Source organism: Paraburkholderia sp. UYCP14C (genome assembly GCF_004197395.1).
GTDB lineage: Bacteria > Pseudomonadota > Gammaproteobacteria > Burkholderiales > Burkholderiaceae > Paraburkholderia.
In genome coordinates this window covers 106,116-132,723 of record NZ_SELS01000012.1, presented here as the reverse complement: position 1 = coordinate 132,723, position 26,608 = coordinate 106,116, and the positions used below count along the sequence as shown (strand labels likewise).

26 protein-coding genes and 1 pseudogene are annotated in these 26,608 nt (G+C 63.8%); 18 read left to right on the top strand and 9 right to left on the bottom strand.

What is annotated here, in order from left to right; genetic code table 11:
* Nucleotides 1-11 precede the first annotated feature (11 nt).
* Nucleotides 12-599: a YSC84-related protein gene (locus EVC45_RS13895; protein ID WP_129958604.1), complete on the bottom strand. Its 588-nt coding sequence runs from the start codon at nucleotides 597-599 to the stop codon at nucleotides 12-14.
* 311 nt (nucleotides 600-910) lie between these two features.
* Nucleotides 911-1,660, bottom strand: a complete 750-nt coding sequence (locus EVC45_RS13890; protein WP_129958548.1) for an SDR family oxidoreductase — start codon at nucleotides 1,658-1,660, stop codon at nucleotides 911-913.
* 99 nt (nucleotides 1,661-1,759) lie between these two features.
* Between EVC45_RS13890 and EVC45_RS13885 the strand changes: the two genes are divergently transcribed.
* The gene (locus EVC45_RS13885) at nucleotides 1,760-2,674 is read left to right on the top strand and encodes an AraC family transcriptional regulator (protein WP_129958547.1); all 915 of its coding nucleotides are present in this window, start codon (nucleotides 1,760-1,762) and stop codon (nucleotides 2,672-2,674) included.
* Between the two features lie 220 nt (nucleotides 2,675-2,894).
* Here EVC45_RS13885 and EVC45_RS13880 read toward each other — a convergent pair whose 3' ends face one another.
* Nucleotides 2,895-3,263, bottom strand: coding sequence for an antibiotic biosynthesis monooxygenase (locus EVC45_RS13880; protein ID WP_129958546.1), 369 nt, complete (start codon nucleotides 3,261-3,263; stop codon nucleotides 2,895-2,897).
* Nucleotides 3,264-3,361: 98 nt separating this feature from the next.
* Between EVC45_RS13880 and EVC45_RS13875 the strand changes: the two genes are divergently transcribed.
* Nucleotides 3,362-3,838 carry a MarR family winged helix-turn-helix transcriptional regulator gene (locus EVC45_RS13875; protein ID WP_129958545.1) on the top strand — a complete coding sequence of 159 codons (477 nt, stop codon included), beginning with the start codon at nucleotides 3,362-3,364 and terminating at the stop codon, nucleotides 3,836-3,838.
* Nucleotides 3,839-4,087: 249 nt separating this feature from the next.
* Here the strand turns inward: EVC45_RS13875 and EVC45_RS47625 are convergent, their stop codons facing one another.
* Entirely contained in the window at nucleotides 4,088-4,219 is a 132-nt protein-coding gene (locus tag EVC45_RS47625; protein ID WP_306770775.1) for a hypothetical protein, read from the bottom strand.
* A 309-nt stretch (nucleotides 4,220-4,528) separates the two neighbouring features.
* On the opposite strand from EVC45_RS47625, the gene EVC45_RS13870 reads away from it, so the two are divergent.
* Both EVC45_RS13870 and EVC45_RS13865 read left to right on the top strand, forming a co-directional pair.
* On the top strand, nucleotides 4,529-5,329 hold the full coding sequence (locus tag EVC45_RS13870) for a LuxR C-terminal-related transcriptional regulator (protein ID WP_129958544.1): 801 nt from the start codon (nucleotides 4,529-4,531) through the stop codon (nucleotides 5,327-5,329).
* A 348-nt stretch (nucleotides 5,330-5,677) separates the two neighbouring features.
* Nucleotides 5,678-6,139, top strand: a complete 462-nt coding sequence (locus EVC45_RS13865; protein ID WP_129958543.1) for a hypothetical protein — start codon at nucleotides 5,678-5,680, stop codon at nucleotides 6,137-6,139.
* A 262-nt stretch (nucleotides 6,140-6,401) separates the two neighbouring features.
* Here EVC45_RS13865 and EVC45_RS13860 read toward each other — a convergent pair whose 3' ends face one another.
* Nucleotides 6,402-7,367 carry a LysR family transcriptional regulator gene (locus tag EVC45_RS13860; protein ID WP_129958542.1) on the bottom strand — a complete coding sequence of 322 codons (966 nt, stop codon included), beginning with the start codon at nucleotides 7,365-7,367 and terminating at the stop codon, nucleotides 6,402-6,404.
* A 107-nt stretch (nucleotides 7,368-7,474) separates the two neighbouring features.
* On the opposite strand from EVC45_RS13860, the gene EVC45_RS13855 reads away from it, so the two are divergent.
* Together EVC45_RS13855 and EVC45_RS47905 are read left to right on the top strand one after the other, a co-directional pair.
* Complete coding sequence (locus tag EVC45_RS13855) at nucleotides 7,475-8,209, top strand: SDR family NAD(P)-dependent oxidoreductase (RefSeq protein ID WP_129958541.1); 735 nt, start codon at nucleotides 7,475-7,477, stop codon at nucleotides 8,207-8,209.
* 72 nt (nucleotides 8,210-8,281) lie between these two features.
* A pseudogene (locus tag EVC45_RS47905) lies at nucleotides 8,282-8,542 on the top strand (NAD(P)-binding domain-containing protein); the annotation flags it as partial.
* A 103-nt stretch (nucleotides 8,543-8,645) separates the two neighbouring features.
* Here the strand turns inward: EVC45_RS47905 and EVC45_RS47900 are convergent.
* Together EVC45_RS47900 and EVC45_RS13845 are read right to left on the bottom strand one after the other, a co-directional pair.
* Nucleotides 8,646-8,741, bottom strand: coding sequence for a hypothetical protein (locus EVC45_RS47900; RefSeq protein ID WP_373683019.1), 96 nt, complete (start codon nucleotides 8,739-8,741; stop codon nucleotides 8,646-8,648).
* A gap of 243 nt (nucleotides 8,742-8,984) precedes the next feature.
* Nucleotides 8,985-10,310, bottom strand: coding sequence for an epoxide hydrolase family protein (locus EVC45_RS13845; RefSeq protein WP_129958539.1), 1,326 nt, complete (start codon nucleotides 10,308-10,310; stop codon nucleotides 8,985-8,987).
* Between the two features lie 717 nt (nucleotides 10,311-11,027).
* Between EVC45_RS13845 and EVC45_RS13840 the strand changes: the two genes are divergently transcribed.
* On the top strand, nucleotides 11,028-11,447 hold the full coding sequence (locus EVC45_RS13840; RefSeq protein WP_129958538.1) for a TadE family protein: 420 nt from the start codon (nucleotides 11,028-11,030) through the stop codon (nucleotides 11,445-11,447).
* 10 nt (nucleotides 11,448-11,457) lie between these two features.
* On the top strand, nucleotides 11,458-12,648 hold the full coding sequence (locus EVC45_RS13835; protein ID WP_129958537.1) for a pilus assembly protein TadG-related protein: 1,191 nt from the start codon (nucleotides 11,458-11,460) through the stop codon (nucleotides 12,646-12,648).
* A gap of 262 nt (nucleotides 12,649-12,910) precedes the next feature.
* Here the strand turns inward: EVC45_RS13835 and EVC45_RS13830 are convergent, their stop codons facing one another.
* Nucleotides 12,911-13,873, bottom strand: a complete 963-nt coding sequence (locus tag EVC45_RS13830) for a LysR family transcriptional regulator (protein ID WP_129958536.1) — start codon at nucleotides 13,871-13,873, stop codon at nucleotides 12,911-12,913.
* Nucleotides 13,874-13,961: 88 nt separating this feature from the next.
* On the opposite strand from EVC45_RS13830, the gene EVC45_RS13825 reads away from it, so the two are divergent.
* The 8 genes from EVC45_RS13825 to EVC45_RS13790 all read left to right on the top strand — a co-directional run bounded on the left by EVC45_RS13825 (nucleotide 13,962) and on the right by EVC45_RS13790 (nucleotide 23,998).
* Complete coding sequence (locus EVC45_RS13825; protein WP_129958535.1) at nucleotides 13,962-15,677, top strand: dihydroxy-acid dehydratase; 1,716 nt, start codon at nucleotides 13,962-13,964, stop codon at nucleotides 15,675-15,677.
* Between the two features lies 1 nt (nucleotide 15,678).
* Nucleotides 15,679-17,052, top strand: a complete 1,374-nt coding sequence (locus tag EVC45_RS13820; protein WP_129958534.1) for an MFS transporter — start codon at nucleotides 15,679-15,681, stop codon at nucleotides 17,050-17,052.
* Nucleotides 17,042-17,959: a TauD/TfdA family dioxygenase gene (locus tag EVC45_RS13815; RefSeq protein ID WP_129958533.1), complete on the top strand. Its 918-nt coding sequence runs from the start codon at nucleotides 17,042-17,044 to the stop codon at nucleotides 17,957-17,959. Before EVC45_RS13820 ends, EVC45_RS13815 begins: the two co-directional genes overlap by 11 nt.
* Nucleotides 17,960-19,246, top strand: a complete 1,287-nt coding sequence (locus EVC45_RS13810) for an aconitase X catalytic domain-containing protein (RefSeq protein WP_129958532.1) — start codon at nucleotides 17,960-17,962, stop codon at nucleotides 19,244-19,246.
* Nucleotides 19,243-19,728 carry an aconitase X swivel domain-containing protein gene (locus EVC45_RS13805; RefSeq protein WP_248295120.1) on the top strand — a complete coding sequence of 162 codons (486 nt, stop codon included), beginning with the start codon at nucleotides 19,243-19,245 and terminating at the stop codon, nucleotides 19,726-19,728. The genes EVC45_RS13810 and EVC45_RS13805 overlap by 4 nt, the downstream gene beginning before the upstream one ends.
* Before the next feature lie 33 nt (nucleotides 19,729-19,761).
* Complete coding sequence (locus EVC45_RS13800) at nucleotides 19,762-21,087, top strand: FAD-dependent oxidoreductase (RefSeq protein ID WP_129958531.1); 1,326 nt, start codon at nucleotides 19,762-19,764, stop codon at nucleotides 21,085-21,087.
* A gap of 166 nt (nucleotides 21,088-21,253) precedes the next feature.
* Complete coding sequence (locus tag EVC45_RS13795) at nucleotides 21,254-22,669, top strand: MFS transporter (RefSeq protein ID WP_129958530.1); 1,416 nt, start codon at nucleotides 21,254-21,256, stop codon at nucleotides 22,667-22,669.
* Nucleotides 22,670-22,807: 138 nt separating this feature from the next.
* The gene (locus tag EVC45_RS13790) at nucleotides 22,808-23,998 is read left to right on the top strand and encodes a porin (RefSeq protein ID WP_129958529.1); all 1,191 of its coding nucleotides are present in this window, start codon (nucleotides 22,808-22,810) and stop codon (nucleotides 23,996-23,998) included.
* Nucleotides 23,999-24,105: 107 nt separating this feature from the next.
* On the opposite strand, the gene EVC45_RS13785 is transcribed toward EVC45_RS13790, so the two are convergent.
* The gene (locus EVC45_RS13785) at nucleotides 24,106-24,963 is read right to left on the bottom strand and encodes an oxidoreductase (protein WP_129958528.1); all 858 of its coding nucleotides are present in this window, start codon (nucleotides 24,961-24,963) and stop codon (nucleotides 24,106-24,108) included.
* Between the two features lie 121 nt (nucleotides 24,964-25,084).
* On the opposite strand from EVC45_RS13785, the gene EVC45_RS13780 reads away from it, so the two are divergent.
* Together EVC45_RS13780 and EVC45_RS13775 are read left to right on the top strand one after the other, a co-directional pair.
* Nucleotides 25,085-26,098 (top strand): LysR family transcriptional regulator, encoded by a 1,014-nt coding sequence (locus tag EVC45_RS13780; RefSeq protein ID WP_129958527.1) that lies wholly within the window; start codon nucleotides 25,085-25,087, stop codon nucleotides 26,096-26,098.
* Complete coding sequence (locus tag EVC45_RS13775) at nucleotides 26,095-26,604, top strand: DUF1269 domain-containing protein (protein ID WP_129958526.1); 510 nt, start codon at nucleotides 26,095-26,097, stop codon at nucleotides 26,602-26,604. The genes EVC45_RS13780 and EVC45_RS13775 overlap by 4 nt, the downstream gene beginning before the upstream one ends.
* The last annotated feature ends 4 nt before the right edge of the window (nucleotides 26,605-26,608 follow it).

The following is a 26,608-nucleotide window of genomic DNA, read 5'->3' as shown; positions in this document are numbered from 1 at the left end:
CAACTCCGTCGTCAGATTTTCAGTCGGGAGACCTTGGTGCCGGCAAGCGACACGTCACCCATCAGACCTGCATTGGTCAGCACGATCGCCTGGACGGGTTCAGTGGCCGTCGTGGTATCGATGGTTCCGTTCGCTCCGACCTTCACGAGCGCGACCGATCCTTCACCACCGACCGACCAGCCGCTGGATTTGCGGAAGCTGGCGAGCGCCTCGTGCGTCATGAACAGGAAGATCATGGCCTTCGACTGCGCGCCTGCCTGCAAGCCGAACGACCCCGATATCGTCTTGTAGTAGCTCACCGATTTCCCGCCTATCCGCAAAGCGCCTTCACCGTATTCGCCGCCCGCGATGAAGCCGACCTTGAGCACGGACGGGAACACGAGTACGCCGTTTGCCTTGGAGACGAGTTCTTTTGAGCCCTTGACCGTCTCGAACAGCCTCGCCAGGGTCGCGTTGACCTTGGCATCGATTTCTTGTCGCTTCGCCGCGCTGGACTCGGCGGCAAAAGCGTCGCTGATCGTCACCAGAGACCCGGTCATCGCCAGACCCGTGGCCGCTAGTACTACGGCACCTGTTCCCAGGAAGTTTCTTCTGCGCATGGTTGCCTCCATCAAGTTGAAAAGAGGTACTCCACCGACACTTGCTCCGTCGTGCACAACCTGGTTGCATTGTTGGTCACGACCCACCACCTGATCGTAGGAGACGGCTTCACTTTTGTATGTAAGGGGCAGTAGGGATTTTGGCGTTGATCTGCGTCAATTCCGGCGCTCGTTCCGGCGCTTCGCCCATCTACGTGAGCTTGAAGTCAGTAAGCAGAATATGAAGGAAAGTCGGGTAGAGGTCATCAGACGTTAGCCGCCTGGCGATCAAAGCGCGCCTCCTGTGCGAATCCGCCGCCTCGCTCGGCGTGCTATTTAGCGGCCGCGTTGTACCACTCGACAGCGTCTTCGCCGGCGGGGATATTGAACGGGCTGGACGGATCGGTCGCGGCGAGCCAAACCGCTTCCGCGACATCCGATGCGTGCGTGACGGCCGTTTCTTTCTCCCAGTTCGCGAAGATTTGCTGCACGAGCGCGCCGTAAGGCTCGGGAAAGCCGTTTTTCATGCGTGCCTGCGCGTTCTCGCCGAAGCGCGTGGAAGGCGCGCGTCCCGGCAGCACGACACGCACGCGCACATTGAACTGCGCCAGTTCGAGCGCGAGCGATTCGCTGAACGCGTTGACCGCGGACTTGCTCGCGGTATAGACCGACAGCAGATGCAGCGGTCTGCACGTGACGGTCGACGTCACATTGATAATCACGCCTTCGCGGCGCTCGCGGAACCGCGGCAACACGGCCTGCGCCATCGCGATGGTGCCAAGCGTATTGGTCTCGAAGATATCGCGCACGGTGTCCATCGGCGTGCCTTCGAGCGCATTCAGAAAGCCGATGCCCGCATTGTTGACGAGCACGTCGATCGGCCCGGCTGCATCGATGACGGCGCGAATGCTGTGCGGGTCCTTCACATCGAGGGCGAGAATCGAAAGACGCTCCGAGCGGGGCAATACGTCTTCGCGCGGGCTGCGCATCGTGGCGATCACGCGCCAGTCGCGCTCCAGGAAATAACGCGCGATTTCGAGTCCAAAGCCGGACGAGCAACCGGTAATCAAGACGGTCTTCATGTCGAATCCTGTGGTTGGTGACAGTCCCAACACAATAAGTGCTGACCGCCCGGACTCGCTACAATCGAGCGTCCAGGTTTCATTCGAAATCGTCCGATCATGATCGACCCGCTCGCCGAAATCGTCACCTTGCTCCAGCCGACACCGACGTTCTCGAAAGTGCTCAGCGGCGCCGGGCGCTGGCGCGCGAGCCGCACGGACGTCGGGCAGCCGTTCTATTGCGTGGTGCTCGAAGGATCGCTGCGGTTGTCCGTCAATGGCTGCGAGCCGCTGATCCTTCGGGCCGACGACTTCGTGCTCGTGCCCGAGGTGTTCAGCTTCACGATGACGAGCATCGATCCGCCCGACAATGACGACGTTTCCGCTATCGCGCCCGCGGCGCTGCCCGACGGCAGTTTTCGTTTCGGCGATGCATCGGTCGCGCCGGAGGCCCAGTGGCTCGCGGGCCTCTGCGCGTTCGGTTCGCCCGATGCGGCGCTGCTGGTCTCGCTTTTGCCGAAGCTCGTGCACGTACGTGGTGAACCCAGGCTTGCGACGCTCGTCAAGCTCGTGAGAGAGGAATCGCGCGCGCAACGGCCCGCGCGCGAGGTCGTGCTGGCGCGGCTGCTCGAGGTGCTGTTCATTGAAGCGTTGCGAGCCACGGGAACGGGGGCATCGCCAGGACTCGTTCGCGGACTCGCCGATGCCCGTCTCGCGCTCGCCATCCGCCATATGCACGAAAGCCCGAACAAGCCCTGGACGATCGCGCAGCTCGCAAAAGCCGCCGCGCTGTCACGGTCCTCTTTCTTCGACCGATTCAGCCGCGCAGTCGGCGTCGCACCGATGGAGTATCTGTTATCGTGGCGCATGGCGATCGCCAGGAACCTGCTACGGCGGAACGAGGTCGGCATCGCGGCGATCGCGGAGCGTGTCGGCTACAGTTCGGCGAGCGCATTCAGCGTCGCGTTCACGCGTCATGTCGGCGTGCCGCCCACGCAATATGCCCGGGACGCGGCGAACGTCGTCGCTCGGTGAGGATTTGCGGCAGGACGACCGGAGTGGCCTGGTTCCTATTTCTCAGGGCGCCGATTCGCCATCAACCGCGTGCACGATCTGGACAAGTCGCCGCGCATCCGCCTGGACGCATTGCGGCGATGCCCGACGTTCGCGTGTCGGCGGGCGCGAGTGCCGCACTCGCTGGGTGTGACTACGCGGGCCTTCGCGTTGGCCGCGGCCGTCCGCTTACCTGCTTCGGTTATGCAACGCAGACGCCGGGTACCGCGACCTTCTGGAACAGGTGCGGCGATGCGACCGCCGATGATGGATAAGACGAAAGCTTCGCTCTGAATTCTGGATGCGTGAATGCGGCACGGAAGTGCTCGGTCGATTCCCAGACAGCGTAGTTCAGGTAAGTCGGGCTTTCGCCGATGGCGCGGTGAAGCTGCGTCGAGATGAAACCGGGCTGCTGTTTCATGAATGCCGCGTCGTCCTGCCACACCGCGAGGAAGGTCTGCTCGTCCGACAAATCGAGTGTGAAGACGTTCACGAGCACAACCGGCCTAGCGTCGAGCGCAATCTGACGTTCGATTGGAAAGGCCGGGTCCAGCGGGCGCATATGGGGCATGACAACCTCCGTTCAATGCGGTTGTATGATGTCAATTTGAATGATGCTCGATCGTCTCTCATTGACATCATGATGTCAATAACATTATATGGTGACGGATGCGCAAGATTAAACGAACCCCCGCCGGCGAGACCCTGACCAGTTTCCTCACTGACCTGTTCAGGTTGAACAGTTTGCTTTTGACTTCGGGCGACCGGCTGGTTGCGCCACTCGGTCTGACGAGCGCGCGCTGGCAAATCCTCGGCGCAATCATTAGCGCCGAACGTCCACAGCCGGTTGCGTGGCTCGCGAGAGACCTAGGCGGTAACCGCCAAAACGTGCAACGAATCGTCAATGACCTCGAAAAGGACGGGCTAGTCGCATTTGAGGCCAACCCGCACCACCGCCGCGCGCAGCTTGTCGTTCTAACCGACAGCGGAAGGCAGACGTTCGACGCGGCCATGAGGCTGCAAGCGCCCTGGGTCAATAGCCTTTCGGACGGCATTCAGCCGCTGGACCTGGAGGCGACCCGCCGTGTCGTGACGGCGCTGCGAAACAGACTGCAAGGTAGTGACGAACCTGAACCGCGAGATTGACGATAGAGGACAGTGGAAAGCGGGCGGTCGTTGTTCATCCATCGGAGTCTGTAAAGAGCCGAATGCAGCGCGATGCGACCGACAGTAGTCGGACCCGAAACTCGGGCGCTGGCAGTCTGGGATATTCGGTGCCACCTCTGCCATTTGCAACCGAGACTCGACATTGCATCCCCGCCTCATGACACAGGCCATACAAACGGTCTGCGCAAGAATAGAAGCGTGGATTGCACCGAGGATCGCAGCGGTTTGCTAAGGCGCGAACAGATCCAACCCCGCCAGGACGAGCGTGCCGCTCAGCGCCATTGCGGCCGTAGAATCCCCGAGAAGCAGGATTGCAGCAGACAGCCAGCAGGCGATGGCAAAGCCAATAGCTTGTTTCATGGTGACACCTCGCTGTCGGGGCAATGGCAGGTGATCGAAATCTCGCGGAGGGATGCACAGACCCAGGCCGACCGCTACCTGGATGACCACGTCAAAGAAACAACGAAAACAGCAGGACGCGTCTCTGCCGGGTGTCGCCGCCCCATGAAACATCGAGTACCCAGTGCTGATTAGTTCCAGTTGATGACGGTCGCGGCTGTGAGCGGCACATCAGTATCGAGCACCGTAATGCGCGTGGGTACTACCTGAAAAGGTGATACCCTCAAGCCCACCGAAGATCGTGATCCGCACAATATTCCTGGGGACGACATGCTTCGATTCGCGGATTCCACCAATCCATCGGACCACGATGACGTCTATGCGCTCTGGGATCGGCTGGCCGAGTTCTCGGCAGGTGATGGCGATGGCGCGCTGTCCCATCTGCTAGCCACGCTCTGCGCCATGGTCGACGCACAGAATGCGCTTTGGGCCGTTGTTGTGCGATTGCCTTCGATCGCGGCAAAGGATCCTCTGTTCGGCTGGCGTCCGCGACTGGTTCGGCTCCTGCATCCGGTACCGGCGATGGTCGCTTCCGTGCAGGAGCAGTACGACACGCTCTGGTCCGGCCACGTCGACTCGTCACATGTCGTGGCCGCGTCGGGGAACGAGCCGTTCTGCGCCAACCTGCTGTTCGAGGCGATGCCCGCCGAATGGTTCGAAGGTGAGCACTATCGGCGCCACTACCTCGAAGTCGGCCATGGCGACAGCATCCAGGTGCGTTGCTCGCTCAACGACGACGTGCGGATTCATCTCTTCGTGTTTCGCGATGTGCGGGCCCCCCGTTTCTCTGAGCTGGATCTCGAGCGTCTGCGTTTCGTGATGCATGGGCTGAGATGGTTCAAGCGGCAGCAACTGCTCAGCCACGGCCTGCTCATCGCCGACGCTCCGCTGACGTCGGCCGAGCGAAGGGTGCTGCTGGGGCTGCTCGACGGACTCACGGAAAAGCAGATCGCGCAGAAGCTCGACCAGAGTCCGAACACGACGCATGTCCATATCAAGTCGATCTACGCCAAATTCAACGTCCGGAATCGCGCAACGCTCACCGCGCTGTGGCTCGGCAAGTTGCGATAGCGCACTGCAGGCGCTGCGGCGTTGCAAGCAGCGATGCAAGGCCTGAGTCCGGTTCGCCCTGAACCGTGTGCGCCAGGTACTACGCCGATTAATCCCGCGACAGCAGGTGCCCAACGGCGGCTTCGCCGTCACTGACCGCGAATTCCGTGAGCTTATCCCAGAGCGCGAATTTCGCGTCGTCAGGCTGTCTGTTCGAAGTGGAAGGGAGAGGCGCCGTAGGCATCGGCTGGGCATACGCGATCACCTATTCAGGTGATGTTCGGGCGTCAGCGAACACTCTACGATCCTGTTCAAGATCCAAGCCGCAATCGGGACCAGACCTTGTCATCGAACGAAGGGGATCACGTCATGATTTCTATACCGAAAGCGGGCCGTCAGGCAGCCAGGCATCATGCCGTGTATCTCGCTGGAGTCGTTGCAATTGCAGGCGTCGCTGTGACCTATGGGCTGCAAACGCAGTCGGTGGAGGAGGACACTGCGGGACGGGCTGACGGCAGTTACGAGAAGGCGTGGGAGATGGTTGCGGCCTCGGGCGACGCGGGGAAGTTTGTCGCTTCGAACTATCGGACGTGCATCGAAGCCCACGAGACAGGCTACACGATGACGGATTGGTGGCTCACCATCATTCACTCGCGCTTGAACACGGCGGCGCGGTGCGGCCTGAAAACCGTCTCGCGCGCGTCAATGAATGGTGACGTGTTTGTCGCCCAGGTGAAGAGCGTGATCGCCAGCCTGCCGACGCAAATTGCCGTGCGTGACCAACCGGCTCGCACGCTCCGATGGTTCGTCATTGACGATCGACCCACGTGATGCGCTGACGTCTACCTGCAGAGAAGAAGCAAACGACAATTCATCGATAAGGAATCCGGTCATGTATCGCGCCTCCCGACTTAACGCCAGTGTGCTCATCGTCCTGCGCAACTTCCGCATTCGTGCCGGCTGGATCATCAGGTCGTGTCATGCACGCCAAGCTCAACGCCGAAGAGTACGGGTGGATATCGAGGGACTATGAGGGAGGGACGACTGGCTTCGAAAACGAGAGCTGTCAAGCGCAGGCCGTATTCACGGTTGCTCACGCGCGGCGGCCCTGCGGGCTTTTTTTGCCCTTGCGTGAGACGGAGCGTTGGCTGGCATCCTTCGGCAAGCGCCGAGGCTTGCCAAGGAGTTCGACCAGCCGTGTCTCGCATTCGGAAAACGAGTACCCGCGCCGCTGCGAGATCATGAAGGTGAGGGCACGCATGTGCCATGCGCGCCGTTGTAGTTCGACAAGTGTTCCATTCGCGAGGTCGTCCGCAACCATATGATGCGGCATGTGCCCCCAGCACAGGCCTCCCTTCAGCAGATCGTGCTTCGCGCCGAGATCATTCACCCACCACTGGCGTTCACTGGCGACCCCCTGTTGGGTCTTCTCCGCATCGGGCTGATTGTCGGTGACGACGAGCTGGATGTGTCGGCCAAATTCCTCCCGCGGGATCGGCCCCGCGATTGCGGCCAGCGGATGCGATGGCGCACAGACGGTCACCATCCGCGTGTCACGCAAATGCTGCCTTTCTATCGCACCTGGGCTCAGCTCCGGCACGTCCGTGATCGTCACCGCCAATGCGCACGTGCCTTCGAGAACCAGACGCTCGCCACCCTGCATGGTCGTCATGCGCAGATTGATTGCAACCGTTGGAAAATCCGCCTGCAAGGTGCGCAGGCATTCGATCAGGTGCGCACGCGGAAAATAGGTATCCACGGCAATCGAGACCTGCGGGACCCCGGCTTCAGCGATCGAAACCGCGCGCATCTTCATTTCCTCGGTGCGCGAGATCACCCCACGAGCATCAGGAAGCAGGCTGCGGCCAGCGGCCGTCAGCGTCGCTTTGCGAGTGTTGCGCTCGAACAGCACCACATCAAAGGCACTTTCGAGCGCGCTGATCGCGTGACTGATCGCCGACTGTGCACGCCTCAGCTCCCGTGCAGCGCCGGAAAAGCTTCCCTGGTCACACACGGCGACGAAGGCCCGAAGTTGATTGATGGTGACGTTGTCGAGCATAGGTATCGAAAAAGTAGATGGCACTTATAGATATTTAGTCAATTGGCTTGATGAATCAAGTGCTCCAGAATCGAGTTTGTCGTTTTTTTTTTCGAAGGATGCATGACATGAGCAGACTGAATGGAAAGACCGCCGTGATCACCGGCGGAGCCACCGGCATCGGCCGCGCCGCAGCAAAGCGCTTCATCGAGGAGGGCGCCTTCGTGTTTATCTTCGGCCGGCGGCAGGAAGCGCTCGACGCCGCTGTGGCCGACCTTGGGCCCAATGCGCGCGCGGTGAAGGGCTCGGTCTCCGATCCGGCCGCCCTCGACCGGCTCTATGCGGCGGTGAAGGCCGAGCGCGGAACCCTCGACGTCGTCTTCGCCAATGCAGGGGCGGGCAGCCAGCTTCCGCTCGGCGAGATCACCGCCGAGCACATCGACGAAACCTTCGACACCAATGTGAAGGGTACGATCTTCACGGTCCAGAAGGCGCTGCCGCTGATGGGCGACGGCGGTTCGATCATCCTGACCGGATCGAGCGCCGGCACGACGGGCGCCCCGGCAATGAGCGCTTACAGCGCGAGCAAGGCGGCAGTGCGCAACCTCGCGCGGAGCTGGGCGGAGGATCTGAAGGGCACAGGCATCCGTGTCAACGTGCTGTCTCCCGGGGCGACGGCGACCGAACTCGCGAAGGAAGCACTAGGCGAGGAAGGCCAGAAGGTCTTCGCCTCGATGACTCCGCTCCAGCGCATGGCTGATCCGGCGGAGATCGGGGCTGCGGCTGCCTTTCTGGCGTCGCCGGACAGCAGCTTCATGACCGCCAGCGAGCTCGCCGTTGACGGCGGCCTTGCGCAACTCTGACCCGTTACGCCCTACGGCACTCCATTCGATGATTCGGAGCGCAGTAGGGCGTGGCAAACCGAAGGAACATATATGAGCTACGCAATTGTTGGCTTCGGCGAGATCGGCCAGGCCCTTGCCAAGGCGTTTGCCCGAAGCGGCATCGAAGTATCCGTTGCAACCACTCGCGACCCGCAAAGCTTTGCAGCCGATGCGGCCGCAATCGGGCCCGGGATCCATCCCAAAACACTGGCGCAAGCCGTCAAGGCGGACACCATCTTTTTGGCGGTCCGATTCGAGTCGCACCCGGATGTCGCGAAGGCGCTTCCCAGCTGGCAGGGCAAGACCATCGTCGATGTGACCAATACCTACGGCGTGCCCCCTGAGGAACTGGGAGGACTGCCTTCTTCCGGGGTCGTTGCGCAGGCCTTCTCTGGTGCGAGACTGGTCAAGGGCTTCAACCATCTGGTCGCTGCCATCCTTGAACAGGATCCGGCCGTGCATGGTGGCAGGAGAGTCGTGTTCCTCGCGAGCGACGATGACGGCGCCGCAGCGGAGATTGGCGAGCTTGCGGAACAGCTCGGCTTCTCGCCGATCAAACTTGGCGGGCTTTCCGAAGGTGGGCTGCTAGTCCATTCGCGCGGAAAAAGCTGGGGTCATCTGATCTTTAAGGACCTGGTCAAGTTCGACTGATGCACCCTGCCTCGTGGACAAAGGGCAGCCACAGTTTGTTTGAAGCGAGGGCGACGCAGGCACTAACCCGGTCGCCCTCGACGGCGTCGCTGCACCTTTGCGTTCAACGCAGCGAACGGAAGCTCGCGCGAACCTCATCCGAGAAAGCTTGCGGCTGCTCCCAGGCCGCGAAGTGTCCGCCTTTGGGGAGGCGGTTATAGTGAATCAGCTTGGGATACGCCTGCTCGGTCCAGCTTCGCGGGGCGGCGTAGATCTCATCCGGAAAGACACTGACGGCAACCGGGATGGCAAGGTGCTTCGGGGCAAAGAAGTTGAGCTTGTTTTCCCAATACAGACGAGCCGAGGAAACTGCCGTGTTCGTGAGCCAATAGAGCGTGACGTTGTCGAGGATGTCGTCTCGCGTCAGCCCCTCGGACTGACCGTGAAACACGCGTGCGATGAGTGCCTGGCTGCTGGCATCGTGGTCGAGCATCCACGCGGCAAGACCGATTGGCGAATCTTCGATCGCATACAGCGTCTGCGGGCGATTCGCCATCTCCAACGCGTAGCCAAGGCCGTGCTTGTAGAAATAGTCGAGTTGATCGTACGCATGTTTCTCGTCGGCTGTGAGGCTTGCTGGCGCCGGCTCGCCGGCCTTGAGTGCATCCGCGATGCCGGCTGGTACGGTAGCCGGCATGTTGGTGTGAATGCCCAGCAGTTCCGGCGGCGCCAGCAGGGCCATCTGCTCCGTGACGGCATTGCCCCAATCGCCGCCTTGCGCGACATATCGCGTATAGCCGAGACGCTTCATCAGTTCGACCCAGGCCCGTGCGACGCGAACAGGATCCCAGCCAGTCGTGGTCGGCTTGCCTGAGAACCCGTGGCCCGGGAGCGACGGAATCACTACGTCGAAGGCGTCCGATGCGGTCCCACCGTGAGCCGTCGGATTGGTCAGCGGATCGACGATCTTCAACTGCTCGATGATCGAGCCGGGCCACCCGTGCGTGATGATGATCGGCAACGCGTCTTGATGTTTCGATCGAACGTGAATGAAATGAATGTCGAGCCCGTCGATCTCGGTGACGAACTGCGGCAGTGCGTTCAGCCTCGCTTCGACTTTGCGCCAGTCGTAATCGGTCGCCCAATAACGTGCGAGGTTCTGCATTGTCGAAAGCTGCACGCCTTGCGATGCGTCGGTAACCGTTTCCCGCTCAGGCCACCGGGTCGCCGTGATACGCCTTTTCAAGTCGATGAGTTGGGATTCCGGCGCATGCACACGAAGGGGACGAATAGCGGTCTTGTCACCGCCGGTCGGCTGTGCGACTTCAGCGATGGTTCGATTCGTCTCTGCGAAAGCAAACAGACTCAACGAGCCCGCAAGAGTGGCCGCCGCTGCTACACCAAGAAAACGACGGCGCGACGAAGCTTCAGGAAGGATATCGTTTTGCATACAAGCTCCAATTGCAATATGTATGGGTAGCGGGGAGCGATGAATGCTGCAGCAAAGCAATATCCAGGGCAAACGCTTTCACGATTGCCTGATTGAGCCGCCTATGCAGGCCGGCAGTTGGCCAGCTTCACATCGTTACCGCCTTGACCGACCGAAAACCGTAGTTCGCGGTAGTTGAAGCGATTGTGTGGAAGCGAGCCATTTGGGTAAACGCCCCAAACAGAAGAACACTTGTGTCTGTGAGGAACAAATCCGTCGCGTTGGGTCTGGCGGCAAGGGGCAGGCGGTCACGCTTGTTTCGATAGTCGTCCTGCCTTTATTGGAGAAGAATTGTCCGCAAGCGCACAGATTCCCCCGATGCACCTCGTATGCTTGGCGCTATAAACGGAAGCCAGAATGACAACCAGATGGCTTCCCGAGGCCCTTCGCATTAAGCATTCACATGCGGAGTGTGACACTCGACGTCGGGGGACCCCATGAGAAATAAAGCGAAGAGCACAGTCGCGACCCCATCATTTTTCAGGCATGCCACGTCATCGGTGATACCTCGATGTCCGCTGGCTCGTCACCGTTCAGTCACTCCAACTTCGATTTCCCGGCACTAGCCGCGCTTTTGCGATATTCAGATCGCGGCACCGGATCGCGCCCAGAGCAGGGCGCTAGCTTTGGCGATCGTGGCGCTGCCGGTAAGCGTTGCGAGAGCGCACACGGAGACAAATGATGAGCCTGAAAAAAAACCAAAAGGGCGCGGTAGCTGTTGAGACGGCGCTCGTACTTCCGGTCCTGCTGCTGATCGTGTTTGGGATCGTCGAGTTCGGCCTGGTTCTGTACGACGTCGCCGTCATCACCAACGCCGCCAGAGAGGGCGCGCGGGCGGGCATCGTGCTAACGAGTCCGAGGCCCACGACGACCGACATCACGACCGTGGTGACCAACTATACGTCTTCCTACCTGATTTCGTTTGCGACGAAAAAACCCACGCCGTCGGTCTCGGTGACCAACGCAGGTGGGTCGTTCGGCACCGCGCTAGCCGTCAAGGTCTCGTACACGTTCACGGGGTTGCTGCTCGGCCCCCTGTTGAACCCGTTGACGGGGCCGATCACCTTGAGCTCCACGGCTACGATGAACAACGAATAAGAAGAACATCATGCACAACATCCATACCATGCGTACCCGGCGCCGCGCAAAATCGATGAAGAAGCAAAGCGGCGCGGCGGCAATCATCGTCGCTCTGCTGCTGCTTACGCTCCTGAGCTTCGCGGCGCTTGCGATCGATATTGGCAACCTGATGCTGGCCCGCTCTCAGGCACAGACTGCCGCCGACGCCGCGGCGCTTGCCGGCGCACAGTGCCTATATGCCCAGGCCAGCAACGCCAGCTGCAACAACGCGAAAGCCGCCAATCCGGATTGGACCGACTCCAAGACCGGGGCTATTTCGTTCGGACCTCAGAACAACGTCCAGGGGGCAGCGGTAACACTGCATACGGCGGATGTCGCTACCGGCTATGTGAACGTCACCAATGTGGCGGCTGGTGTATCCCAGGCAACCGTGCCGGTAGCAAGCGGAAACATCGTTCCCGCGGTCCAGGTGACAGTGCACAAGGACGGCACCGACTCCAACGGGGGCGTGCCGGTGTATCTGGCACAAGTGCTGAACGTCACAGCGCTGAAGACGAGTGCGACGGCGACTGCGGTCGTGGCTAGTCCGGGAACCGCTAAAGTTGGGGCACTGTTCCCGATTGTGATGTCTCAATGCCTGTACAACTCTTACTGGAATTCGGCGACCAACTCCCCCAAGCTCGCTACCAGTACAACCGACCCCCAGGCGGCGAACAACGGCTCGTCGCCTATTGCGCAGACGATCGGCCAACCGTACATCTTCGGAATCAGACCATCGTACTCGGCCGCCAATTGCAACGCGGGGCAATGGACTTCGCTCTCTTCTGCTAACAGCCAGCTCGGTTCGAGCGCCATAGTCGGGTTGATGACCAGCGGAAACGCGAGTCCGATGTCTATCGGCGACCCGATCTATGTTGAAACGGGCCTGAATGACAAGGCGTTTCAGAGTACTGGAACGTGTAGTCAGATCGCGGCAGGTTCGGCGGGTAGTTGTGCCTGGGTGACGGTGGCCGTGGTGAGTGACGTCACGGGAGGACAAGGGACGACTCCGCCGATCGTCGCATTCGGGTGTCTGCACATTCTGAACGAGACCGGCAACGGCTCGAACGCAGTCATCACCGTGCAGATGGGCAACGATCCGAACTACTGCAAAAACAACCAGATGGACGGCATCGGCCCCGACTATGGGACGATCATGATGCCCCGGTTGGTTCAGTAACTTTGCAACGACGAAGGCAAGCATGCGCTAGCCCCTTCTGACGCGCGCATGCTTGATACACGGCAGTGTCGCCAGGCGGGTCGCGCATCTTGCGCAAACGCCGCTTCTGCTTATCCACGCGAGCGACATCACCTCCGCATCATGAGCGCGTTCCTCACGGAGTGAATGCGCGAATCCCGGGGGAACCCTGTCGCGCTCGCTATCCGTGCACCGCCGCGCGACCCGAACCGCGATCACGCAGGCCACGCTGCAACGTCGTGGCCTACGGCGCTCCCTTCAAGCGCGTCCGCTTCGTATTCGGCAGCGGCTCGTGCTGCATCGGCCCCTTGATCAGTTCGCTCATCGCGTCGCGTATCCAGCGGTTCGCCGGCTCGTGATGAAAACGCGGATGCCAGTGCAGATAAAAGTCGTACTTGGGCGCGGGAAAGGGTAGCGTCAACAGCTTGACGTTCACGAACTCCGCGAAGCGCCGCCCGACGGCCTGAGGCACCGCTGCAATCATGTCCGAGCCGGCGACCACGAAAGGCACGCCGATGAAACGCGGCACGCTGAAGCGTACGTTGATGCGAATCCCGAGGCGTTCGTGCGTGCGGGTGAGCACGTCCTGCTCGCGGCCTTCCGGATGAATCAACACGTGCGCCGCTGAACGGTACTGATCGAGCGACAGCGTGTCGCCGATTTCCGGATGATCTTCGCGTGCGATACACACATACGAATGCCGGTACAGCACCTTGCGCTTCAGCGATTCGCTGTTCAAGCCCGGAAAGTAGCCGATCGCGAGATCCACGTCGCCGCTCGCCAGACCTTCCTCCAGCTCCGGCATGCTGAGCGCGACCGTCTTGATGCTCACGTGCGGCGCGGTCTTGTCGAGAAAATTCTGCAATCGCGGCAGGAATACCATTTCACCGATGTCCGACATGCACAGCACGAAGCTTCGCGATGACTCGGCCGGGCGGAATTCGGGCATCGGCAGGATTTCGGTCTGCACCAGATCCAGCAGCCGCGCAACCGGATCGCCGAGCGCCTGTGCGCGCGGCGTCGGCTCCATGCCGCGGGCCGTGCGCACGAACAGCGGGTCCTCGAACAGATCGCGCAGCTTCGACAGCGCGTAGCTCATTGCCGGCTGACTGAGCCCGATGCTGACGCCCGCCTGCGTCACATGGCGCTTTTTCAGCAGCGCATCGAACACTTTTAGCAAATTCAGGTCAACCTGACGAATATCCATGGTTTGGATGATGCCTATCGATGTCACATAATTGACGGATTTTATCGTGCTTCCTAACATCGTTTCCACAACAAAGGAGTGAGACGCCATGTCCGATGGACGCAAGCCGCAACGCCCGTTGCGCAGCAATTTCCCGCGTGGTTCCTATCTCGGCGCGGTGCGCGCCGCGCAATGGCGCAATCTCGGCATCAGCGAGGCAGACCTCGACAAGCCCAAGATCGCGATCGTCAATTCCTCGTCCGAACTCGCCACCTGCTTCAGCCACCTCGACGGCATCGCCGCGCAACTGAAAGAGGCGATCCGCGCGGCCGGCGCGCTGCCGTTCGAAATCCGCACCGCGGCGCCGAGCGACTTCATCACCGGCGCGGGCGCGCGCGGCGCTTACATGCTGGCGGCGCGCGACCTCGTCACGAACGACATCGAAGTGGCCGTCGAGGGTGCGCAGCTCGACGGCATGGTGTGCCTCGCTTCGTGCGACAAGACCGTGCCGGGCCAGTTGATGGCCGCCGCGCGGCTGAACATTCCGAGCATCGTCGTCGCGTGCGGCTATCAGCCGAGTGGCGAATACCGCGGGGAGCACGTGGACATCGAGGACGTGTTCGTCGGCGCGATGCACACGCTGACCGGCAAGCTGCCCGTCGAGGACCTGGTCGGCATGAGCCAGAACGCGATTCGCGGCCCGGGTGTGTGCTCGGGTCTCGGCACCGCGAACTCGATGCACATGGTCAGCGAGGCGCTCGGCATGTCGTTGCCCGGCAGCACGCCGGTCGCCGCCAACAGCGACAGGATGTTCGCGTTCGTGCGCGAAGCCGGCGCGCGCATCGTCGACATGGTGCGCGACGACCTGAAGCCGCGCGACATCCTCACGCGCGGCGCGTTCGCGAATGCGGTGAAGACGGTGCTCGCGGTCGGCGGCTCGATCAACACCGTCAAACACTTGCAGGCGGTCGCGGCCGAAGGGCAGCTCGACGTCGACGTGTACGCGCTGTTCGAGGAATTCGCCGCGCAGATTCCGGTGTTGACCGGCGTGCGTCCGGTCGGCTCGGACACGATCGAGCAACTGGAGGCGGCGGGCGGCGGGCGCGGCGTGATGAAGCGGCTCGAAGCGTGGCTCGACACCACCGCGCTGACGGTGACCGGGCGCACGGTGAAGGACAACCTGGCCGATGTCCGGATTGCCGACGACGACGTGATCCGCCCGCCGGAGCGCGCGTTCGCGAACCATCCGGCCATCGTGCTGGTGCGCGGCAACCTGGCGCCGCATGCCGGCATCGTCAAGTTCGGCATCTCGCCGACCAAACAGCGCGCGTTCACCGGCGAGGCGATCTGCTTCTCGACCTCCGACGACGCGATCGCGGCGATCAAGGACGGCCGCGTGCAGCCGGGCATGGTCGTCGTGATGCGCGGTGCCGGTGTGTGCGGCGGCCCGGCGATGGGCGGCGGCGCGTCGCGCGTGGTGTTCGCGATCGACGGCGCGGGCTTGTCCGAGCAGGTCGCGATGCTCACCGACGGGCATCTGTCCGGCCTCGTCTGCAAGGGCCTGGTGGTCGCCGAAGTGGCGCCGGAGGCGGCGACCGGGGGGCCGCTCGCGTTCGTCGAGGACGGCGACACGATCGAGATCGATCTCGAGCGGCGCATCTGCGATCTGAAAGTCGACGAAGCCGAGGTGGCGCGTCGCCGCGCCGCGTGGCAGCGCCCGGCGCCGGTCAACGACACCGGCTGGCTGAAGATCTACCGCGCGACGGTCGGCACGATGCAGCAGGGCGCGGTGCTCGGCGCGGACCGCCCGGCGCGGGAGCGTTGAGATGGGCGACGAAACCGCAATCGACATCGGCACGGTGATCGAGCGGCAGCAGACGAACCGCTTCGGCGTGCTGCTGATCGTCGCGATGGGCGTGATGATGATGACCGAGGGCTACGACCTCGCCGCGATGGCGTTCGCGGCACCGGCGCTCGGCCGCGCGTGGCATCTCGAGCACGGCGTGCTCGGCCCGGTGTTCGGCGCCTTCGTGTTCGGCACGATGATCGGCGCGTTCGTGCTCGGCTATCTCGGCGACGTGATCGGCCGCAAGCGCATGATCGTGATCGGCAGCGTCGTGCTCGCGGGGTTCACGCTCGCGGCGTCGCGCGCAACCGCGCTCGATCAGCTGCTCGTGCTGCGCTTTCTGGCGGGCATCGGCATCGGCGGCGTGGTGCCCAACGCGATCGCGTACACGACCGAGTTCGCGCCGAAGCGCTGGCGCGCGACGTGGGTCACGCTGATGTACACCGGCTACACGATCGGCAGCAGCGTGGGCGGCCTCGTGTCCGCGTGGCTCGTGCCGAAGTTCGGCTGGCAGGTGGTGTTCGTGATCGGCGGCATCGCGCCGCTCGTGTCGAGCGCGATGCTGTGGTTCGCGGTGCCTGAGTCGATCCGCTTCCTGACGCTCAAGGGCCGTCACGCGGAAGTCGCGCGAATCGTTGCGCGCATCGCGCCGGGTTTGCCCGTCGCGCCGGGCACGCGCTTCGTGACCGGCGGCGCTGCGCGGGGTGACGCACATGGCGACGGCTCGTTGCAGCTGCTGTTCGCGGGCCGGCTGCGCGCGCTGACGCCGGTGCTGTGGGCCGTGTACATCGCGAACTCGATGGCGCTGTTCTTTCTGAGCAGCTGGCTACCGGTGCTGATCGAAAGCGTCGGCCTGGCACCGCGCGAGGCGGCGCTCGTATCGACGATGTTCCAGCTTGGCGGCACGCTCGGCGGGCTCGCGCTGATGCGCTTCGTCGACACGCGCGGCGCGATCATCATCACCGTGCTGCCGCTCGTCGGCACGCCAGTCGTCGCGCTGCTCGGCACCGGACTGCCGGGTCCGATGCTGGTCGCGGCGGTCTTTCTCACCGGCTTCACGGTGGTCGGCACGCAGTTCGGCCTGAACGCGGTCGCGGCGCTGGTTTATCCGACCGCGCTGCGCGCGAAAGGCACGGGCGCGGCGGTCGGCATCCAGAAGATCGGCGCGATCGCCGGGCCGGTGATCGGCGGGATGCTGATGTCCGCGCATCTGCCGGTCGAGCAACTGTTCTTCCTCGGCGCGGTGCCGGTCGCGTTCGTCGCGGTGCTCGCGTTCGCTCTCGGCCTTCTACATCGTCGTCGCGACGATGCCGCGCCGGACCATCCTCACACAGGAGCAGCTCATGTCGCTTGAAGTCGTTCCCATTGACGCCGCGCATCCGGATTTCGTTGGCCTTGCCAGCGGCATCGATCTGACGGCGCCCGTTTCCGAACAGCTCGCGTGCGCGATCGACGCCGCGATGAACCGCTACGCGGTGCTGGTGTTCCGTGGTCAGCCGCTCACGCAGGACCAGCAGCTCGCGTTCGCGCGCTCGCTCGGGCCGCTCGATCTCGGTTTCAAGCGCGTCGCGCGACCGCATGCGCGGCTCGAGTACCAGGAGCTCGCGGATATTTCCAACGTGGACGAGTCCGGACAGATCGCGGACCGCGCGCACCGGCGCATCGTCGGCAATCTCGCGAACCAGTTGTGGCATAGCGACAGTTCGTTCCAGCAGCCGGCGGCGCGCTATTCGATGCTGCATGCGGTCGTCGTGCCGGAATCGGGCGGCGAGACCGAGTACGCGGACATGCGCGCCGCGTGGGATGCGCTCGATCCGCGCGAACAGCGCGAGCTCGAAGGACTCGAAGCGGAGCACTACGCGCTGCACTCGCGCTTTCTGCTCGGCGACACCGACTACAGCGACGAGCAGCGCAACGCGCTGCCGCCGGTGCGCTGGCCGCTGGTGCGCAAGCACGCCGGTTCGGGGCGCCGGCATCTGTTCATCGGCGCGCACACGACGCATATCGCCGATCGCACGCTGGCCGAAGGACGCGTGCTGCTGATGGACCTGCTCGAACACGCCACCGCCCGCCGTTTCGTGTATTCGCATCGCTGGCAGCCGGGCGACCTCGTGATCTGGGACAACCGCTGCACGCTGCACCGGGGGCGCCGTCACGATCTGTCGGTGCGCCGCGAGCTACGACGCGCGACGACGGTCGACGTCGACCGGCACGCGGCGTCGCAAGCGGAGCAACTCGATCCTGCACACGGAGCACGCTAAATGCAGCTGAACGACGACGAACGGGCGATGCTCGACGGCCGCGACGGCGCGGCCGTGCAGCGTGCGATGGATCTGCTGGTGCGCTACGGCGAAGCGCTCGACGCGCCCCGGCTGGTGGACACGAATAACGTGTGCGGCACGGTCGGCGCGACGATGCCGTTCCTGCGCGATTACGCGGCGAAGCATGGCGGCCTCGACGCGGTGTTTTCCGAATTCAACCTCGATAGCCCGGAGGTGGTCGAGGTGCCGAAGGCGAAGGTGTTCAGCAGCCATCTGCAGCAGGGGCTCGACCCGCAGCATGCGCAGCGTCAGGGCATCGACGGCGAGGTCGTGAAGCTGTACCGCCAGGGCGAGGCGTTCACCGGACGACTCGGCATCCAGCCGCTGAACACCTGCGCGCCGTACCTGACCGGCAACGTGCCGGTGCGCGGCGAGCATTGCGCGTGGATGGAGTCGTCGTCGGTCATCTACATCAACGCAGTGCTCGGCGCGCGCACCAACGCGGAAGGGCGCGAGAGCACCGGCGCCGCGATGCTGACCGGCAAGATTCCGTACTGGGGCCTGCACCTCGATGAAAACCGCGGCGGCACGCATCTGATCGAACTCGATATCGACGTGAAGACGGTGCAGGACTGGGGGCTGCTCGGCTACTACGTCGGCGAACTCGTGCAGGACCGCATTCCGGTGATCGACGGACTGCGCGACGTGCCGAACCTGCCGAAGCTCAAACACTTCGGCGCGGCCGCGGCTTCCTCGGGCGGTGTCGAGATGTACCACATCGTCGGCCAGACGCCGGAGGCACGCACGCGCGACGAAGCGTTTCGCGGCCGCAAGCCGCTCGACACGATCCGCTACGGCGCGGCCGAGCGGCGCCTCGCGTACGAGCGCGTGAACACCACCGCGAAAGACGCACAGGTCGATTTCGTGATGCTCGGTTGTCCGCACTATTCGATCGAGCAGATCTGGGAGGTCTGCCAGTTGCTCGAAGGCCGCCGCCTCAGCACGAATACCGAACTGTGGATCTTCACCGCGCGCGCGACTCGCCAGCTCGCGGATCAGGCCGGCTATACGAAGCTGATCGAGGACGCGGGCGGCGTGCTGATGACCGACACGTGCTCGGCGATCGGCCGGGTGATGCCGAAGGGCACGCGCGTCGTTGCGCTCGACTCGGCGAAGCAGGCGCATTACCTGCCCGCGATCATGGGCGTGCAGGCCTGGTTCGGCACCACGGCCGATTGCATCGAGGCCGCGGTGAGCGGCCGCTGGAGCGGAGGGCTGGCAGCATGAGTACGAACATCGAGACCACCAACGTGATAAGCGACACACCGGGCACGCCGGTGCGCTCCGACGCGCCGCTGGTGCTGCGCGGGCGCAAGGTGGTCGGCGGCTGCGTCGAGGGCGAGGCGCTCGTCACGCGCGATCGCATCTCCGGCTGGGGCGGCATCGATCCGCGCACCGGCACGATCATCGAGACCCGTCACGAACTGCGCGGCCAGAGCTTCGCCAACAAGGTGCTGGTGTTTCCCGGCGCGAAGGGTTCGTCGGGCTGGTCGAGCCAGTTCCATATCGCGCGGATCGCCGGCACCGCGCCGCTCGCGATGCTGTTCAACGAAATGACCACGAAGATCGCGCTCGGCGCGGTGGTGAGCCATGCGCCGTCGCTGACCGACTTCGACATCGATCCGCTCGACGTGATCGAAACCGGCGACTGGGTTCGCGTCGATGCCGAGCGTGGCGTCGTCGAAGTGCTCAAACGCAGCCGCGCCTGATTTCGCGCGCGGAACGGCCCGCGCGCAACCGCCATCGCTTTTCAAGGAGGAAATGTTTTGAAGACTGGTACTCGTATCGTCCGCCGCAACGGCCAACCGACTGGCTGGAAACTCGACGCCGACGTGTGTGTCGTCGGCGCGGGCATCGCCGGCACGTCGGCTGCGCTCGAAGCGGCCGCGCTGGGCCGCAAGGTCGTGCTGGTCGACAGCCTTCCCGCGCTCGGCGGCCAGGCGGTCAACTCGATCATCGGCACCTTCTGCGGGCTGTTCTCGAACGGGCCGAAGCGCTTCCAGGTGACGCACGGCATCGCGGACGGCATCCTGCGCGATCTCGGCGAGAAGGGCGCGCTGCACTACAAGGAAGGGCCGCTGACGACCGTGGTGCTGTACGACGAAGTCGCGCTCGCGCGCTGGATCGAGCAGAAGATTCTCGACGCCGGCATCACCGTCGTGCTCGGCGCGGTGCTGCGCGACGTCGTGCGCGAAGGGCGGCGGGTGCGCGAGCTCGAAGTCGCGACGCGCTACGGCGACGTGCGCATCGCGGCCAACGGCTTCGTCGACGCGAGCGGCGATGCGGCACTCACGTGGCTCGCAGGCTTCGACTGCCAGGAGCCGGAAACGCCGATTCGCGGCACGCAGATGATCGTGCTCGAGAACCTCGACGAAACCGATCTGCCGACGCCGCCCGCGTTTCGCGAGCGCGTCGAGGAAAAGGCGCACGCATATGGGCTGGAGCGCAAGGACGGGCTCGTGTTCTATTTCCGCGGCCGCAATATCGGCATCGCGAACATGACGCACATCGAGACGCCGCTCGAACCGATGGCGGCGTCGCGCACCGCGCTCGTCGGCCGCGACCAGGCGGATCGCGCATTCGAGTTCCTGCGCGGCGAGTACCCGCACATCTATCGCAACGCGCACATCCGCAGCTACGGCCTGCCCGGCATCCGGCAGACGCGCTGGATCGTCGGCGCGCAGCAGTTGAGCTCCGCGGACGTGATTGCGGCGCGGCAGTTTCCCGACGCGGTCGCGCGCACTTCGTGGCCGATCGAATTGCACGATCGCGCCGAAGGCTATGAATGGAAGCCGTTCGGCGACGACCATCTGCATACCGTACCGTTCGGCAGCCTCGTCGTGAAGGACGCGGACAACCTGATCGCGGCCGGCCGCTGCATCGACGCGGATGCGACCGCGCTGTCGAGCGTGCGGGTGATGGGGCCGTGCATCGCGATGGGCGCGGCGGCCGCGCACGCGTTCGACCTCGCCGACGGCGGCAGCGTCCATGACATCGATCGCGGCATGCTGCGCGAGCGGCTCGCCGACAACGTCGATCGCATCGATCCGCCGCATCTGAAGGACTGACGCACGACCCAGCGGCGGCGCGGAAATACCAAAGAGGTGCAGCGCGAGCTCCGCGAGGAGGCTCTCGACGAGCACCCACTGCCGCGCCGGCCGGAGACCATATGACGGAACCGCACGACGCGCCGGGATCTGCCCGGCCGCCGACGCGGCACCTCTGGAGGAGACGATGATTCAAACCCTGTCCGATGCGCGCACGGTGGACGTGTCGCGCCTGATCGACGAACAGAGAATCGGCCGCTTCGCGATCCTGCTGATCGCGTCGACCTGGCTCGTGATGCTGACCGACGGCTACGAGCTCAGTGCGCTGGCGTTCGCCGCGCCTTCGCTGATTCGCGCGTGGCACATCGAGCGCAGCGTGCTCGGTCCGGTGTTCGGCGCCAACATCTTCGGCATCATGATCGGCTCGATCCTGTTCGGCTATATCGGCGACCGGATCGGGCGCAAGCGCGCGATCCTGCTCGGTGCGTGCTGGTACGGGCTGATCACGCTCGCGACCGCATCGGCGGCGAGTGTCGACCAGCTGCTGTGGCTGCGCTTCGCAGCGGGTATCGGCATCGGCGGCGCGGTACCGAACGCGTTCGTGCTGGTGTCGGAATTCGCGCCGAAGCGGCTGCGCGCCACCTGGGTCACGCTGATGTTCACCGGCTACACGCTCGGTGCAGGCTTCGGTGGCGGTGTCGCCGTGTGGCTCGTGCCGCACTATGGCTGGCCCGCGGTGTTCGTGGTCGGCGGCCTCGCGCCGCTCGTGGTGGCGGCCGCGTTGTCGTTCGTGATGCCGGAGTCGCTGCGCTACCAGGTGCTGAAGGGCTGGCCTCGCGACGGCATCGCCGCGACCGCCGCACGCGTGCGGCCCGAACTCGCGTTGCCGTCCGATGCGCGGTTCGTCGTCACCGACGAGCGCCGCGTCGCGAAGTTCTCGCCGCGCATGCTGTTCGCCGGCCGCCTGCGCTATGTGACGACCGCACTGTGGCTCGCGTACATCGCCAATTCGATGGCGCTGTTCTTCCTACAGAACTGGCTGCCCGTGCTGATCGAGGCGACCGGCGTCGCCGCGCATCGCGCCGCGCTGATGACGACGCTGTTCTCTGTCGGCGGAACGCTCGGTGGGCTCGTGCTGATGCGCTTCATCGACCGCCATGGCGTGCGGCTCGTCACCTGTCTGCCGCTCGTCGGCTTTCCGCTCGTCGCGGCGCTCGGCATGGACCTGAATACGGTCTTGCTGACCGCCGCCGTGTTCGGCGTCGGCTTCTGCGTCGCCGGCACTCAGGCGGGCCTGAACGCGGTCGCATCGATCGTCTATCCGACCAGCTTCCGCTCGAAAGGCACCGGCACCGCGATCGGGATCGCGAAGATCGGCTCGATCTCGGGCCCGATGATCGGCGGGATGCTGCTCGCCGGACATCTGCCGGTGCGCGAGCTGTTCCAGGTCGCGGCGCTGCCGGTCGTCACCGTCGCGGGGCTGATGTTCGTGCTCGGTCGCATGTACCGGCCCGGCGATGCGCACGACGACGCCTTCGCGGACCGCGATCTCGCGAGCGGCGGCGCAGGTGCCGAGCCGCCGCTGCCCGCGGCCGAGCGGTAGGAACAGCACGAACGGCAGAGCCGGATGTGCGCGGCGCACGCTCGCGCACATCCGGCAGCACGGCGGTGCGCGCACGAGGCGCGCTCCCGCCGCGATTCATCCGCGTCACCCCAATTACATTGAAACCGGAGAAGCACAATGAAAACAGCAGTCTGCACTGCTGCGGTGGTTTGCGCCTGCGCGGCGCCGCTCACGGCCGACGCGCAAAGCTCGGTCACGCTGTACGGCATCATCGATACGGGTATCGCCTGGACGAATACGGTCGCGTCGTCGATCAAGACGCAGGGCGCCTCGCGCTGGTCGATGGCGACCGGCTGGGGCAGCGGCGACCGCTTCGGCTTCCTCGGACGCGAGGACCTCGGCGGCGGCTACGCCGCGGTGTTCCAGCTCGAATCGGGCTTCAGCGCAATCAACGGCACGTCGTCGCAGGGCGGCCGGCTGTTCGGGCGACAGGCGTACGTCGGGTTGTCGAGCACGCAGTACGGCAAGCTGACGCTCGGCCGCCAGTATGACTACACGTTCGACTACGTCGCGCCGCTGATGTCGTGGCTGATGTTCGGCAGCATCTACGGCGCGCACATCGGCGACGTCGACGACAGCTTTCAGACGTTTCGCCTGAACAACAGCGTCAAGTACGAGGTGAGTCCGCTCGCGGGACTGAAGCTCGGCGCGCTCTACGCGTTCAGCAACCAGGCGGGCGGCGACGCCGGCCAGGGCTTCGCCAACAATCGCGCGTACGGCTTCGGGCTCGATTACCTGCGCGGGCCGTTGCATGTGGTCGCGAGCTACCTGCAACTGAACAATCCGTCGGCGGGTCTCGCGACCGGCAATAACCCGAACGGCGCGATCGGCGACGAGTACAGCGGTTCGACCAGCATTTTCTATAACGCGGGTTTCGTCGAGCGCCAGCGGATCTCGGCGGTGGGCTCCGGCTACACGTTCGGCGCGGCGAACGTGAACTTCATCTTCACCAACACGCTGCTCGACTATCGCGGCGGCCACAGCCTGCGTGTCAACAACTACGAGATCAACGGGCGCTACTACTTCACGCCGGCGCTGATGGCGGGGCTCGGCTACATCTACACCGATGGCGGCGGCTATACCGGTACCGGCGCGACGTCGTTCGCAACCGGCGACCGTCCGAAATGGCACCAGGTGGACGCGGGCATCAGCTACCTGCTGTCGAAGCGCACCGATTTGCACATGTCGATGGTCTATCAGCGTCTGGCCGGCGATGCGAGCACAGTTGCGATCAACTTCTTCGGACCGGCGGGGGCGGGGCGCAACAGTCAGATCGCGGTGCTGGCGGGGTTGCGGCATCGGTTTTGACAGGGAAACCGCGCTGGGACCGACGACTTCCAGGCTACGACGGGCAATCAGGTAGAAAGCGGCGCAACCGATGTCTCGACACGCCGCTTTCCTCACGCTTTCTTCACTTACGCAGCAAAGTCGGTGGACGACGACAGTTGTTTCCAGTCTTCCATTTCCTGCGTCACAGAAGCGTTTTTCGCGGCGATGGCAGCCAGTGTGTCCGTGCCGAGCGGAAGGCGCAACGGCGGGGTCGCCGCGTCGACCAGTGCGACCATCGCGGCCGCAAGTTTCGTCGGGTCGCCGGGCTGGTTGTGATTCATCTGCATGGCCTTGCGGCGAACCGCGCCGGCGGTTTCGTCGTAATCTTCGATCACCTCGGGCGCCACGATCAGCGAGGACGCATCGAGAAAGTCGGTACGAAAATACCCCGGCTCGACCACCGTCGCGTGAATGCCTAACGGCTTCAGCTCGGCATGCAACGCTTCGGTGATGCCTTCGACGGCGAACTTCGTCGACGAGTACACGCCAAAGCCCGCAGCGGCACGATAGCCGCCAATCGAAGAAATATTGATCACGTGGCCCGAGCGGTTCGCGCGCATCGTCGGCAGGACGGCACGCGTGACGTTCAGCAAGCCGAAGACGTTCGTGTCGTACATGCGACGCACGTCCTTGTCGGCGGATTCTTCCACCGCGCCGAGCAGACCGAACCCGGCGTTGTTGACCAGCACGTCGACGCGGCCAAATTTTTCGACCGCGGCCTGCACCGCCGCCTTCGCCTGAGCCTCGTTGGTCACGTCCAGCTCCACCGGCAGCAATGCAGGCGACTCGCCAAGACGCTCGACGATCGCCGCGACCTTGCGTCCGGCGGCCACCACCGCATTGCCGTCCGCGAGCGCGGCTTCGGCGATCAATGCGCCGATGCCTCGCGATGCGCCCGTGATGAACCATACCCGCTTGAAACCACCTTGTTGGACGTTAGCCATGATGTCTCTCCTACGTTGTGTGATGAAGTGATGCAATAGTAGGCCTGGCGATTAACACAAACTAGCCGTCTCTGAATGGAGTCATAATCAACTTTTATTTGCTAATCGAGGAGCGCCGGGGATGAACGGAATTCGTGCGATCACCATTTTCGTACGCGCCGCGACGCTCGGCAGCCTGCGCGGCGCGGCGGTCGATCAGGGCATCTCGCCGCAGGCCGCGAGCCACGCGGTGATGCAGCTGGAGAAGGAGCTGGGCGTGCGGCTGTTTCATCGGACCACCCGCAAGCTGAGCCTGACGGAGGAAGGCCAACGGCTTTGCGACAGCGTGCAGCCGGCGCTCGCGATTCTGTCGTCGGCGCTCGGCGAGGCCCGGCGCTCGAAGGAAGAGGTGGGTGGCAGGCTGCGGGTGAGCGCGCCGCGCGCGCTCGGGCTGCCGGTCCTGTGGCCGTACTTCGAGGAGTTCCAGAAGCGCTATCAGAGCGTGCAGCTCGAAGTGCAATTCGACGATCAGTTCACGGATCTCGTGACCGACCGGTTCGACGTCGGATTTCGCGGTGGACCGCCGCCGTCGGGCGGCTCGATCGCGCGCCGACTGGTGCCGATCCAGCTGATCGTGTGCGCATCGCCGGACTATATCGAGCGCAACGGCGCGCCGCGCAGCATTGAAGAACTCGCTCAGCATCGCTGCACCGGCTACCGGCGCGCAAACACGGGGAAGCTGGCTCAGTGGCAGTTCCAGATCGGCGACGAGATCGTCTATCGGGACGTGCCCGCTGCCATCTGCGTCAACGACACCGAAATGGAAACGCAGGCGGTGCTATCGGGCCTCGGCATCGGGCAGTTGGGAAGCTTCAACGCGGCGACTCATATCAGAAGCGGCCGGCTCGTCCCGTTGCTCACGCAGCACGTCACTGAGCATGGCATGATCTATATCTACTATGGGCATCGAACCGAACAGTCGCTGCGCGTGAAGACGTTCATCGACTTCATGGTCGAGCGCATGGCCGGCAACCGGAGCTTCTTCCTCGATCAGGCGGAGCTTCGCACGAGTCGTCCGCAGCGGGACCGCCGCAGGCGTACGATAAAGAGCATCGTCCCGCTGGGGGACGGTCTGACTGATGGAGAGTCGAGATGAGACGTCTTTATTTCCTCGCACCCGACACGACGACGGCGAAGGCGATCGTAGACGACTTGCTCCGGGCGCGAATCACATGGCGGCATATCCATGTTCTCGCGAATCACAGCGTCGCACTCGACCAGTTGCCCGAGGCAAGCTTGCTGCAAAGCAGCGACGTCGTGCACTCGCTCGAGCGCGGCGTGGCGCTGGGCGGTGCCACCGGAGCGCTTCTCGGCCTCGTGGCGCTGCTGTTTCCTCCCGCGGAGCTCGTGATTGCGGGCGGAGCCGTCGTCGCGTTGACGTTGGCGGGTGCCGGCTTCGGGGCCTGGACGGCCGCGATGATCGGCGTCGGCGAACCGAATGCACGACTCGAGCGCTTTCGTGACGCGATACGTAACGGCCAGCTGCTGATCATGGCCGACGTGCCCGGATCGCGAGAACAGGAGATCGAGCAGATGGTGACGCAGCATGTTCCGAAGGCCGATCTCGAAGGCGCGGAGCCCACGACACCGATTTTCCCCTGACGGG

Bases quoted from the DNA above. Each gene is read 5' to 3' on its own strand.
- EVC45_RS13895 (WP_129958604.1), bottom strand. From the start codon at position 599: ATGCGCAGAAGAAACTTCCTGGGAACAGGTGCCGTAGTACTAGCGGCC.
- EVC45_RS13890 (WP_129958548.1), bottom strand. From the start codon at position 1,660: ATGAAGACCGTCTTGATTACCGGTTGCTCGTCCGGCTTTGGACTCGAA.
- EVC45_RS13885 (WP_129958547.1), top strand. From the start codon at position 1,760: ATGATCGACCCGCTCGCCGAAATCGTCACCTTGCTCCAGCCGACACCG.
- EVC45_RS13880 (WP_129958546.1), bottom strand. From the start codon at position 3,263: ATGCCCCATATGCGCCCGCTGGACCCGGCCTTTCCAATCGAACGTCAG.
- EVC45_RS13875 (WP_129958545.1), top strand. From the start codon at position 3,362: ATGCGCAAGATTAAACGAACCCCCGCCGGCGAGACCCTGACCAGTTTC.
- EVC45_RS47625 (WP_306770775.1), bottom strand. From the start codon at position 4,219: ATGAAACAAGCTATTGGCTTTGCCATCGCCTGCTGGCTGTCTGCTGCA.
- EVC45_RS13870 (WP_129958544.1), top strand. From the start codon at position 4,529: ATGCTTCGATTCGCGGATTCCACCAATCCATCGGACCACGATGACGTC.
- EVC45_RS13865 (WP_129958543.1), top strand. From the start codon at position 5,678: ATGATTTCTATACCGAAAGCGGGCCGTCAGGCAGCCAGGCATCATGCC.
- EVC45_RS13860 (WP_129958542.1), bottom strand. From the start codon at position 7,367: ATGCTCGACAACGTCACCATCAATCAACTTCGGGCCTTCGTCGCCGTG.
- EVC45_RS13855 (WP_129958541.1), top strand. From the start codon at position 7,475: ATGAGCAGACTGAATGGAAAGACCGCCGTGATCACCGGCGGAGCCACC.
- EVC45_RS13845 (WP_129958539.1), bottom strand. From the start codon at position 10,310: ATGCAAAACGATATCCTTCCTGAAGCTTCGTCGCGCCGTCGTTTTCTT.
- EVC45_RS13840 (WP_129958538.1), top strand. From the start codon at position 11,028: ATGATGAGCCTGAAAAAAAACCAAAAGGGCGCGGTAGCTGTTGAGACG.
- EVC45_RS13835 (WP_129958537.1), top strand. From the start codon at position 11,458: ATGCACAACATCCATACCATGCGTACCCGGCGCCGCGCAAAATCGATG.
- EVC45_RS13830 (WP_129958536.1), bottom strand. From the start codon at position 13,873: ATGGATATTCGTCAGGTTGACCTGAATTTGCTAAAAGTGTTCGATGCG.
- EVC45_RS13825 (WP_129958535.1), top strand. From the start codon at position 13,962: ATGTCCGATGGACGCAAGCCGCAACGCCCGTTGCGCAGCAATTTCCCG.
- EVC45_RS13820 (WP_129958534.1), top strand. From the start codon at position 15,679: ATGGGCGACGAAACCGCAATCGACATCGGCACGGTGATCGAGCGGCAG.
- EVC45_RS13815 (WP_129958533.1), top strand. From the start codon at position 17,042: ATGTCGCTTGAAGTCGTTCCCATTGACGCCGCGCATCCGGATTTCGTT.
- EVC45_RS13810 (WP_129958532.1), top strand. From the start codon at position 17,960: ATGCAGCTGAACGACGACGAACGGGCGATGCTCGACGGCCGCGACGGC.
- EVC45_RS13805 (WP_248295120.1), top strand. From the start codon at position 19,243: ATGAGTACGAACATCGAGACCACCAACGTGATAAGCGACACACCGGGC.
- EVC45_RS13795 (WP_129958530.1), top strand. From the start codon at position 21,254: ATGATTCAAACCCTGTCCGATGCGCGCACGGTGGACGTGTCGCGCCTG.
- EVC45_RS13790 (WP_129958529.1), top strand. From the start codon at position 22,808: ATGAAAACAGCAGTCTGCACTGCTGCGGTGGTTTGCGCCTGCGCGGCG.
- EVC45_RS13785 (WP_129958528.1), bottom strand. From the start codon at position 24,963: ATGGCTAACGTCCAACAAGGTGGTTTCAAGCGGGTATGGTTCATCACG.
- EVC45_RS13780 (WP_129958527.1), top strand. From the start codon at position 25,085: ATGAACGGAATTCGTGCGATCACCATTTTCGTACGCGCCGCGACGCTC.
- EVC45_RS13775 (WP_129958526.1), top strand. From the start codon at position 26,095: ATGAGACGTCTTTATTTCCTCGCACCCGACACGACGACGGCGAAGGCG.